We start from the raw sequence: 225 nt of genomic DNA on the forward strand, positions 1-225 counted from the left end.
AAAATACGACGTTTAACTCGTATGATTGAGAATTTTTATTCCCACTTTGAAAATATTCTAATCCTGCACTTTTGATAGGCGTTAGAATCTCTAGAAGCGGTTGCGGGTCAGGGCTTAACACCCTTTCTCCTATTATGTTTGGACGTGCTTCTAAAAGTAACTCGAACTCTCGCTTATAACCACCATCTTCTAAATCAGCGATAACTTCATCTATTTCTTTTTGGA

General features: G+C 37.3%; 1 pseudogene. It reads right to left on the bottom strand.

Annotation, left to right across the window (positions count from 1 at the left end):
• Nucleotides 1-225 (bottom strand): annotated as a pseudogene (locus TP70_RS12610) (hypothetical protein); the annotation flags it as partial.

The sequence above is a fragment of the Staphylococcus microti genome (genome assembly GCF_000934465.1).
In the GTDB taxonomy this organism is placed as follows: Bacteria; Bacillota; Bacilli; order Staphylococcales; family Staphylococcaceae; genus Staphylococcus; species Staphylococcus microti.